The 10,171-nt window shown below is 64.8% G+C and carries 12 protein-coding genes and 1 tRNA gene; 10 read left to right on the forward strand and 3 right to left on the reverse strand.

Annotated features, from left to right (window positions below; translation table 11 throughout):
• The first annotated feature begins 91 nt into the window (after positions 1-91).
• The 10 genes from argC to GBJ34_RS06710 all read left to right on the forward strand — a co-directional run bounded on the left by argC (position 92) and on the right by GBJ34_RS06710 (position 8,259).
• On the forward strand, positions 92-1,120 hold the full coding sequence (gene argC / locus GBJ34_RS06665; RefSeq protein WP_151718496.1) for an N-acetyl-gamma-glutamyl-phosphate reductase: 1,029 nt from the start codon (positions 92-94) through the stop codon (positions 1,118-1,120).
• A gap of 42 nt (positions 1,121-1,162) precedes the next feature.
• Positions 1,163-1,654 (forward strand): cytochrome c maturation protein CcmE, encoded by a 492-nt coding sequence (ccmE, locus tag GBJ34_RS06670; RefSeq protein ID WP_151718497.1) that lies wholly within the window; start codon positions 1,163-1,165, stop codon positions 1,652-1,654.
• Between the two features lie 75 nt (positions 1,655-1,729).
• Positions 1,730-2,338: a holin-associated N-acetylmuramidase gene (locus tag GBJ34_RS06675; protein ID WP_151718498.1), complete on the forward strand. Its 609-nt coding sequence runs from the start codon at positions 1,730-1,732 to the stop codon at positions 2,336-2,338.
• Positions 2,329-2,643 (forward strand): hypothetical protein, encoded by a 315-nt coding sequence (locus tag GBJ34_RS06680; protein WP_151718499.1) that lies wholly within the window; start codon positions 2,329-2,331, stop codon positions 2,641-2,643. The genes GBJ34_RS06675 and GBJ34_RS06680 overlap by 10 nt, the downstream gene beginning before the upstream one ends.
• A gap of 57 nt (positions 2,644-2,700) precedes the next feature.
• Positions 2,701-4,443 (forward strand): arginine--tRNA ligase, encoded by a 1,743-nt coding sequence (argS, locus tag GBJ34_RS06685; protein WP_151718500.1) that lies wholly within the window; start codon positions 2,701-2,703, stop codon positions 4,441-4,443.
• A 71-nt stretch (positions 4,444-4,514) separates the two neighbouring features.
• A complete protein-coding gene (locus GBJ34_RS06690) occupies positions 4,515-5,609 on the forward strand; it encodes an SPOR domain-containing protein (protein WP_151718501.1) in 1,095 nt (364 codons plus the stop codon).
• Positions 5,606-6,613, forward strand: a complete 1,008-nt coding sequence (gene nagZ, locus GBJ34_RS06695; protein WP_151718502.1) for a beta-N-acetylhexosaminidase — start codon at positions 5,606-5,608, stop codon at positions 6,611-6,613. The genes GBJ34_RS06690 and nagZ overlap by 4 nt, the downstream gene beginning before the upstream one ends.
• A gap of 5 nt (positions 6,614-6,618) precedes the next feature.
• Positions 6,619-7,425, forward strand: coding sequence for a segregation and condensation protein A (locus GBJ34_RS06700; protein WP_151718503.1), 807 nt, complete (start codon positions 6,619-6,621; stop codon positions 7,423-7,425).
• Entirely contained in the window at positions 7,422-8,057 is a 636-nt protein-coding gene (gene scpB, locus GBJ34_RS06705) for an SMC-Scp complex subunit ScpB (RefSeq protein WP_151718504.1), read from the forward strand. The genes GBJ34_RS06700 and scpB overlap by 4 nt, the downstream gene beginning before the upstream one ends.
• Before the next feature lie 4 nt (positions 8,058-8,061).
• Positions 8,062-8,259: a hypothetical protein gene (locus GBJ34_RS06710; RefSeq protein ID WP_151718505.1), complete on the forward strand. Its 198-nt coding sequence runs from the start codon at positions 8,062-8,064 to the stop codon at positions 8,257-8,259.
• Between the two features lie 254 nt (positions 8,260-8,513).
• On the opposite strand, the gene GBJ34_RS06715 is transcribed toward GBJ34_RS06710, so the two are convergent.
• The 3 genes from GBJ34_RS06715 to GBJ34_RS20495 all read right to left on the reverse strand — a co-directional run.
• Complete coding sequence (locus GBJ34_RS06715) at positions 8,514-9,596, reverse strand: 2'-deoxycytidine 5'-triphosphate deaminase (RefSeq protein WP_151718506.1); 1,083 nt, start codon at positions 9,594-9,596, stop codon at positions 8,514-8,516.
• A gap of 57 nt (positions 9,597-9,653) precedes the next feature.
• Positions 9,654-9,731: transfer RNA gene (locus GBJ34_RS06720), tRNA-Pro, on the reverse strand.
• Between the two features lie 76 nt (positions 9,732-9,807).
• On the reverse strand, positions 9,808-10,171 hold a 364-nt coding region (locus GBJ34_RS20495), incomplete at its 5' end, for a hypothetical protein (RefSeq protein WP_404811408.1).

The raw sequence follows: 10,171 nt of genomic DNA on the forward strand, positions 1-10,171 counted from the left end.
TCTCAAGGCCCCGTTACACGACGATTAGACAGTTGCATCGCGCCCGCTTGCACCGCAAACAGGGCACGACTTCCGGCAAGAAGGGCGGATCATGACAAAGCGCATCGCAATCCTTGGGGCATCCGGTTACACGGGGGCGGAACTCGTTCGCCTGATTGCCAGCCATCCCAATATGCGGATCGTGGCGCTTTCGGCTGACCGCAAGGCCGGGCTGGAAATGGCCGAGGTGTTCCCCTTCCTGCGCCATCTCGATCTGCCGAAACTCTGCAAGATCGACGAGATCGATTTTGCCAATGTTGATCTGGCCTTCTGCGCGCTGCCTCATGCAACCTCGCAGGCGGTCATCAAGGCATTGCCGCGCGATCTGAAAGTGGTGGACCTTTCCGCCGATTTCCGGCTGCGCGATGTGGCGGAATACGCCAAATGGTATGGCCAGCCCCATGCCGCGCCGGAACTGCAGGCCGAGGCCGTCTATGGCCTGACCGAGTTCTATCGCGACGAGATCCGGGGCGCCCGCCTTTGCGCAGGCACCGGCTGCAATGCCGCAACCGGGCAGTTTGCGCTGCGTCCGCTGATCGAGGCCGGGGTGATCGACCTGGACGATATCCTGATGGACCTGAAATGCGGGGTATCCGGGGCAGGGCGGTCGCTGAAGGAAAACCTGCTCCATGCCGAATTGTCGGAAGGGACTTACGCCTATTCCGCCGGTGGCAAGCATCGGCACCTGGGCGAATTTGATCAGGAATTCAGCAAGATCGCGGGGCGTCCGGTTCTGGTGCAATTCACCCCGCATCTCGCGCCGATGAACCGGGGTATTCTGGCCAGCGTCTATGTGAAGGGCGATGCCAAGGCCTGTTGGGACGCCTTGCAGGCGCGTTATGCGTCCGAGCCCTTCATCGAGGTGCTACCTTTCGGCGCACTCCCCTCGACACGCGATGTGCGCGGTTCCAATTTCTGTCATATCGGCGTGGTGGGCGACCGGATTCCCGGCCGTGCCCTTGTCGTGGCGACGCTGGATAACCTGACCAAAGGCTCGTCGGGGCAGGCGATCCAGAACGCCAATCTGATGCTCGGGCTGGACGAGACCGAGGGGCTGATGCTGGCCCCCGTCTTTCCCTGAGGCCCGGGCAGCAAGCGTGATGCCAGCAGGCCGGAGGTCAAGATGAAGGGTTTGAAAAAGGCACGGCGCGTCCAGATTCTGGCGTTGGCCTTTATTGCCCTTGCCGGATCGACGGCGCTGATCGGCTATGCGATGCGCGATGGCATCAATTTTTATCGTGACCCTTCGCGCATCGTGTCCGAGCCGCCGGCACCGGGCGAGGTCTTCCGTCTGGGCGGTCTGGTCGAGGAAGGCAGTCTTCTGCGCGGTCAGGGCGAGACCGTCACCTTCCGGGTGACAGACGGTGCCGAGACGGTGCCAGTGGCCTTTACTGGTGTGTTGCCGGATCTGTTCAAGGAAGGTCAGGGCATGATCGGCACCGGCGAGATGGTGGGGGGCGTGTTCCACGCCACCGAGATCCTCGCCAAGCATGACGAGACCTATATGCCCAAAGAGGTGATGGAGTCATTGAAGGCGACCGGGGCCTATGTCGATCCGAACGCGCCGGATGCCAGTGGCCATGAGGCGCTGTTGAAGCCCGCTCAGGACAGCTGACGCGCGCCCGGTTTCAGGCCGGTTAACCTGCGGGGCGGAACACTGATCCCTTTCTGTCTGTTGAAAGGGATCAGGATGCCGACTGTCCGCGAAATTGCCGAAGAGATCGTCGCCCGCGAAGGCGGCTATGTGAATGATCCCGATGATCCGGGCGGGGCCACAAATCATGGCGTGACCATCCACACGATGCGTGCCCTTGGCCTTGATCTGGATGGCGATGGCCGGGTGACGCCGGACGATGTGCGCCGGTTGCGCCGCGATCAGGCGGTGGCGATCTTCCTGCGCCATTACTACGAAAAGCCCGGCATCGCGCTGCTGCCCGAAGGATTGCAGGCATCGGTTTTCGACATGCAGGTGAATGCCGGGGCCAATGCGGTGAAGATCCTGCAACGTCTGTTGACCCGGTTGGGCTGGCCACTGGCTGCGGATGGCGCGATCGGCCCCAAAACGGTGCGCGCCTGTGCAGAGGCCGCAACGCGCCTGCCGGATCTTGCTGATCTTTATGGCATGGCGCGGCGCGACTATTACTATGCGCTTGGCGACGCCCGTCCCTCCAGCCGCAAATATTGCCGCAGACGCGATGGCGGCAAGGGCGGCTGGATCACAAGGGCTGAGGCATTCATCAGCCCCGCAAAGCACCTGAGCCTTGCGGCGCATCGCGCACGGGTGGCGGCATGGGGCTGACCCTGCTGGCCGATGCCGCCCGGCTGAAACGGATCGCGGCGATCTTGCAGGAAGGGGCGGACGCACCGCCCTTGCCCGCGGCGCTTGACCTGCTGGCGCGCGCAATCCGGCCGGCCCTTGGCGCGGGCACATTGGCGGCGCTGACCCTCGCCTTTGTCGATCCTGCGCGCTACCTGGCGGGGATGGCGGCACTTGCCGCAACACCCTGGCCGGTGGCGCTTGCCGCTGTTGGCACCATTCTGGTGCAGTTTCTGCGTCTTCCGCCGGGCAAAGACGCCAAAGCCCCCGGCAAGGAGACGGGGTGAACTTGACCCGCCTGCCGCCCTCTGGCAAATGCCGGAGGGTCAGGAAGGACGGACCAGATGAACCTTTTCACCGAATTGCGGACGCTTGTGATTGCCGAGCTTGGCGCGATGACCGAGGCAGGCACCTTGCCGCCCGGTCTGGATTTCACGTCGGTGGCGGTGGAGCCGCCGCGCGATCCGGCCCATGGCGACATGGCGACCAATGCCGCGATGGTGCTGGCCAAGCCCGCAGGCCTTGCGCCGCGCGCGATTGCCGAGGCACTTGCCGCCCGTCTGGCCAATGACCCGCGGATTGCCAGTGCCGAAGTGGCCGGTCCCGGCTTCCTCAATCTGCGGCTGAATGCGGGCGTCTGGCAGGGGCTGGTGCGGGCGGTTCTGACCGCAGGGCTGGACTATGGCCGCTCCGATATCGGGGCAGGATCCAAGGTCAATATCGAATTTGTCAGCGCCAACCCGACCGGCCCGATGCATGTGGGCCATGTGCGCGGTGCCGTGGTGGGCGATGCGCTGTCCAACCTGCTGGCCTTTGCCGGCTGGAATGTGACGCGCGAATATTACATCAATGATGGCGGCGCGCAGGTGAACGTGCTGGCGCGCTCGGCCTTTGAACGCTATCGCGAGGCCAATGGGCTGGAGCCGGAGATCGCCGAAGGCCTTTACCCCGGCGACTACCTGATCCCGGTGGGCGAGGCCTTGAAGGCGAAATACGGCCCAAGCCTGCTGGATCAGCCTGAATCTGTCTGGCTGGATGATGTGCGCGAATTTGCCACCGAACAGATGATGGCGATGATCCGCGAAGATCTGGCCTCTCTTGGCGTGCGGATGGATGTCTATTCCAGCGAGAAGGCGCTTTATGGCACCGGCGAGATCGAGGCCGCGATTGCCGAGCTGCGCAAGGCGGGCCTGATCTATGAAGGCGTGCTGGAACCGCCCAAGGGCAAAACGCCCGAGGATTGGGAACCGCGTGAGCAGACCCTGTTCCGTTCCACCGCGCATGGCGATGATGTGGATCGTCCGGTGATGAAATCGGATGGCAGCTGGACCTATTTCGCGCCCGATATCGCCTATCATTACAACAAGGTGAAACGCGGCTTCGATCAGCTGATCGACATTTTCGGGGCCGATCACGGTGGCTATGTGAAGCGCATGAAGGCGGCGGTCTCGGCGTTGTCGCAGGGCCGCGTGCCGCTGGATATCAAGCTGATCCAGTTGGTGAAGCTGTTCAAGAATGGCGAACCCTTCAAGATGTCAAAGCGCGCCGGCACCTTTGTCACGCTGCGCGACGTGGTGGAGGAGGTGGGCGCCGATGTGACCCGCTTTGTCATGCTGACCCGCAAGAACGACATGGCGCTGGATTTCGACTTTGACAAGGTGATGGAACAGTCGAAGGACAATCCGGTCTTTTATGTGCAATATGCCAATGCCCGGATCAATTCGGTGCTGCGCAAGGCGCGCGAGGCGGGCGTGGCCGTGGATGACGCCACGCTGGCGGGCGCGGACCTGAGCAAACTGGATCACGCGGCGGAACTTGCGCTGGTGGCCAAGCTGGCCGAATGGCCGCGTCTCGTCGAGATTGCTGCGCGCGGGAACGAGCCGCATCGTGTGGCCTTCTATCTCTATGAACTCGCATCCGACCTGCACGGGCTGTGGAATCGCGGCAATGATGAGGTCTCGTTGCGCTTTGTGCAGGAGGATGCGGGCATCACACAGGCGAAAATCGCCCTTGCCCGTTCCGTGGGCGTTGTGATTTGCGCCGGGCTTGCTATTCTGGGTGTCACTCCGGTTGAGGAAATGCGCTAAAAATGGCGCCCCGCCGCGAGGAGCAGGCATTGCGGCCGGGCGATGATGACCCCGGCCGATTGGGGCAGAGCATGGCAGATGTGAATTTTGATCGGTATGCCGGGGGCTACGCGCCCGAAGCACGGCAAGGCCAGCACCAGCGCCCGACCCGCAATGGCGGCGGGCGTCGGGGTGGGGCGGCAGCACAGGGGCGCCGGGCGCTGAACCTGGCCGGGGCGGCGCTGTCGCTGGCGCTGCTGCTCGGGGCAGGCGTCTGGGGCTACAAGATCGCCGTCCGCAATGTGTTGGGGATTCCCGTCATCAAGGCCGCCGAGGGGCCGATGCGCGTAGCGCCGGACAATCCGGGTGGCGAGGTGACGGCGCATCAGGGCCTGTCGGTGAATGATGTGGCCGCCGTTGGCGTGGCCGCGCCCTTGCCGGAAGAGATCGTGCTGGCACCACGCCCGGTCGATCTGGCGGATGAGGATGTGCCTGGTCTTGCGCCAGAGCCGCCCGCGATCCTGATGGCACCGGCTGCGCAGGCCCCGGTCGCGCTGCCCGAGCCCGACGCCTTGGCACAGGATGCAGGCAGCGATCCGCTGACCAGCTTTACCCCGCTGGGAGAGGTTTCGGCCCCGCCGGCTGCCCCGGATATGGCCCAGGACGCAGCCCCGTCTGATGCGCCGGGGGTCCCGGGAACGCAGGCTTCCGCCGATGTTCTGGCGCTGGCCGACAGCATTGCTGCAGGTGTCGCGCCGCTTAGCACCCCGCCAGAGGCTGTCGAGGCCGCACCCGTCGTGACAGGCGGCATCGGCAAGTCGCTGCGTCCACTGGCGCGCCCGCGCAATGTGCCCGCGACTGCCACCGCCACCGATGCGGCGGTCGCTGCGGCGCTTGCGCAAACCGCGCGCGAGGTCGATCCCGCGGCCTTGCCCGCAGGCACGCGGCTGGTGCAGTTCGGTGCCTTTGACAGCGCCGATGAGGCGCGCGCCGCCTGGGACCGTATCTCTGGCCAGTTCGGCGAGTTGATGTCAGGCAAGGGCCGGGTCATTCAGGAAGCCAATAGTGGCGGGCGCACCTTCTACCGCCTGCGCGCCGAAGGCTTCACCGATGAGGCCGATGCCCGCCGCTTCTGCGCGGCGGTCAGCGCCGAAAACACCGATTGCATTCCGGTTGCCCTGCGATGAGCGCGGGTCTTGGGGCCACGATCTTTGGCTGCGAGGGCCCGGTCCTCGGTGCCAGTGAGCGGGCGTTCTTCCGCGAGGCGAACCCTTGGGGCTTCATCATCTTCGCCCGAAATGTCGAGGATCCGGCCCAGCTTTCCCGCCTGACCGCCGATCTGCGCGACAGTGTCGGACGCGATGCGCCGGTGCTGGTCGATCAGGAAGGCGGGCGGGTGCAGCGCCTGCGCGCGCCGCATTGGTCGGAGTTCTTGCCGCCCTTGGATGCCGTGGCCCTTGCGGGCGAACGCGCGGCGCGGATGATGTGGCTGCGCGGCCGCCTTATCGCGGAGGAGCTGCGCGCCGTCGGCATCGACAGCAATTGTGCGCCCTGCCTTGATATTGCGACCGATGCAACCCATCCCTTCCTGCGCAATCGCTGCTACGGCACCGATGCGGCGCAGGTCGCGGTGCTTGGTCGCGCCACAGCGGAGGGGCATCTGGCGGGCGGCGTGTTGCCGGTGATGAAGCATATGCCCGGCCATGGTCGGGCCAATGCCGATACCCATCATGATCTGCCCACCGTCACCGCCTCTGCCGACGCGCTTTGGACGCAGGATTTCGCGCCCTTCCATGCGTTGCGTGACCTGCCGATGGCGATGACCGCGCATATCGTCTTTGCCGCATATGATGACCAGCCCGCGACCTGCAGCCCGGCGATGATGCGCGTCATGCGCGATCAGATCGGCTTTGGCGGGTTGATCATGTCGGATGATCTGAACATGCAGGCGCTGCCCGGGACGCTGGCCGAACGCGCGGCCCTCGCGGTGGCGGCAGGCTGTGATATCGCGCTGCATTGCAAGGGCGATCTGGCCGAGATGCAGGCGGTGGCCGCCGCCGCAGGGCAGATGACGGATGCGGCGCGCGCGCGCGGCGACGCGGCACTGGCCTGCCGCAAGACCGCCGAGCCTGCTGATCTTGCGGCCCTGCGGCGCGAACATGACGCGTTGCTTGCCGCCGTCTCCGTCTGACGCGCATGGCGGATCGCGACTGGATCGACGATCAGAAAGATCAAAGCGTCAGCGAGCGTCTGGCCGCAGAGGCGCTGATCGTCGACGTCGACGGGTTTGAAGGCCCGCTTGACCTCTTGCTCAGCCTGTCGCGCAGCCAGAAGGTAGATCTGCGTCGCATCTCGGTGCTGCAACTGGCCGAGCAATATATGCGTTTTGTGGATCGGGCCAAATTGCTGCGCATCGAATTGGCTGCCGATTATCTGGTGATGGCGGCCTGGCTTGCCTATCTGAAATCGCGGCTGCTGCTGCCGCCTGACCCCAGCGATGAAGGGCCTTCGGCCGAGGATCTGGCAGCACATCTCGCCTTTCAGCTGGAACGCCTGCAGGCCATGCGCGAGGCCGCGGCACGGCTGTTGGCGCGGGATCAGCGCGGCCGTGATTTCTTTGTGCGCGGCCAAAGCGAGCAGATCGTGAAGGCGCGCAAGGTGGTCTATTCCGCCGCGCTGATCGATCTGATGCGCGCCTATGCCCGCATCCGCACCCGCGACGAGTTTCGCCCTTTCGTGATGGACCGCCATGATGTCTTCACCATGGAACAGGCATTGGAGCGGATGCGCAGCCTGATCGGTTATGCGGGCGATTGGTCCGATCTGGAAAGCTGGATGCCCGAGGGCTGGGACGCAGCGCCCATGCGCAAGCGGTCATCAATGGCTGCGCATTTCGCGGCGATCCTTGAAATGGCCAAGCGCGGCCAGATCGAGATCCGGCAGGGCGAGACCTTCGCGCCGATCCAGATCCGCCGCCCGGACCCCGCGCGGGGGGCCGAATGAGCGAGCGCGAGCAAAGCCTGTTCGATGCGCCCCCCATCGCCGAGCAGGAGCGGATGGTGGAGGCGATTCTGTTTGCCAGCACCGAGCCGATGACACTGGCCGAGCTGGAGCGCCGGATGCCGCATGGTTGCGACCCGGCCGAGGCGCTTGCCTATCTGCGCCGCCGCTATGAGGGGCGCGGGGTGCGGGTGGTGCGCGTGGGCGAGGCTTGGGCTTTCCGCACCGCGCCCGATCTTGGCTATCTGATGCAGAAGGAAGTGATCGAGAACCGCAAACTGTCGCGCGCGGCAATCGAGACATTGGCGATCATCGCCTATCACCAGCCGGTGACGCGGGCCGAGATCGAGGAAATTCGCGGCGTCGCGGTCAGCCGTGGGACGGTGGATCAGTTGCTGGAGATGGAATGGATCCGCTTTGGACGGCGGCGCATGACGCCGGGCCGCCCGGTCACCTTCGTGGTGACCGAAGGGTTCCTGGATCATTTCGGGCTGGAATCGGCGCGCGATCTGCCGGGGCTGAAGGATCTGCGGGCAGCGGGCCTCTTGGACAACCGCCCGGCACCGGGCAGCCTTGTGACCAAAGATGATGAAGACGAGGATACGACAGGCCAGAGCGAATTGTTCGAGGAGTAAGGCAATGGATCTTGCAAGAATGGTGCAGCAGATCGGCAATATGCTGTTTCGCCGTGTGGCGCGCCGCATGATGCATCAGCAGATGCAGAAGATGTCCGGCCCCGCCCGCACGCCCGAGGAAAAGGCGCAGGCGCAAAAGGGCAAGGAAATGCAGCGCCGCGCCAACCAGACCGCGCGCTTCCTGCGCAGGCTGGGGCGCTGAGGGCTGGCAAGGCCAAGGCGCGGGATCTAGCCTCCGATTGCGCGTGCTGGGCCCGCTTGACGATCTGGCTCGGACACATGGGCGCTCGGGTGATGTGCCCGATGGGACAGCTGTAGCGTGCGGGTTCGATGGCGTCCAAGGTTGTTCATGGCAAGGTTGTTCATTGGACGCGCTTGTATGTATCCCCGTCAAGCGGGGCATCCAATAACCGCCACTCAAGGCGCGACTTTCCGGCGGCGCAGTAAATCGGTCGCTCAATCCGCCCGGAAATGCTTGGCGAGTTTCAATCCCTGACCCTGATAATTCGACGCAATCCCTGCACCATAAAGCGTCGTGGGCCGCGCGCTCATCCGTTCATAGACCAGGCGCCCCACGACTTGCCCATGTTCCAGCACGAAGGGGGCTTCGTGGCAGCGCACCTCCAGCACCCCGCGTGACCCGGCCCCGCCCGATGCGGAATGGCCAAAGCCCGGATCAAAGAAGCCCGCGTAATGCACGCGGAACTCACCGACCATCGCCAGATAGGGCGCCATTTCGGCGGCATAATCGGGCGGGATCGTCACCGCCTCGCGCGAGACCAGAATGTAGAAGGCACCAGGATCAAGGATGATCCGGCCATCGCGGGCGCGCACCTCCTCCCAAAATTCAGGCGCGGGGTAATGGCCGATCCTGTCCAGATCGATGACGCCGGTATGGGGCTTGGCGCGGTAGCCGACCAGATCACCCGCCTCTGGTTTCAGGTCGACCGAAAAGCCCAGACCTTCGGAGATCCGCGCCACGCCATCCACCAGCGGTTCCTGCCCATGCAGCGCCAGCAGATCGGCATCCGACAGCACCGCCTGACCGCGGCGGAAGCGGATCTGGTTCAGCCGCTGCCCCGCACGCACCAGCACCGAAAAGCTGCGCGGGCAGACCTCGGCATAAAGCGGGCCGCTATAGCCATCCTTGATGCGGTCAAATTCCACCCCGCCATCGGTGATGGTGCGGGTCAGCAGATCCAGCCTGCCGGTGGAGCTTTTGGCATTGGCCACCGCCGTCAGCCCGGCGGGCAGCGCAAGCCGCTCCATCAGCGGGATCACATAGACGCAGCCCTTTTCCAGCACTGCGCCCTCGCGCAGATCCACCCGATGCATCTCGAATTCTTCGATACGTTCCGCCACGCTGCGGCCATGGCCCGCAAGGAACGAGGCCCGCACGCGATAGGCCACGGTGCCAAGGCGCAGATCAAGGCTGGCGGGCTGGATCTGTGCAGGCAGGATGGCAGGATCGGCGCTGATCGCACCTTGGGCGATCAGATTGCGAAGTTCCTGGTCGGGCAGCACTCCGGTCGCGGTCATAGGATGCTCCTGATATGAGAAAAACCCGCCCTGTTGCCAGAAGCGGGTCTTTTTCGATGGTCGGGCCGGTGAGATTCGAACTCACGACCTTCCGCCCCCCAGACGGACGCGCTAACCAGGCTGCGCCACGGCCCGACACTGCGCGGATACATAACGATAATTCCGGCGGGGGCAAGCGACAAAACGCAACCGCCCGCATTATCCGTGCGCCTCACCCGCGGCGCGGATGGTTCAAGGGCTCCAGCCGCGCATGAAGCGCCAGACACCGCGCACGCAGGCCTTTCAGGGCGGCGCGCGTATCTGCATCGCGCGGGCGGGCCATGTTGCGCAAATCCGGGGTGATCCAGGGCCGCTCAGGTGGCAGCGGCGCGGGCGGCGATTCGATGGAAGCTGTGGCCACCGGCGCGGGTTCGGTGGTGACGGGGCCCGAATCGGCACCTGCCTGCGCATTCAGGGCTTGTGCTTCGGAAGTGACGGGTTCAGCCTCAGCCTCAGCCTCAGCCTCAGCCTCAGCCTCAGCCTCAGCCTCAGCCTCAGCCTCAGCCTCAGCCTCAGCCTCAGCCTCAGCCTCAGCC

Origin of the sequence: Gemmobacter serpentinus (genome assembly GCF_008973825.1) — a bacterium.
Taxonomy (GTDB): Bacteria; Pseudomonadota; Alphaproteobacteria; order Rhodobacterales; family Rhodobacteraceae; genus Gemmobacter; species Gemmobacter serpentinus.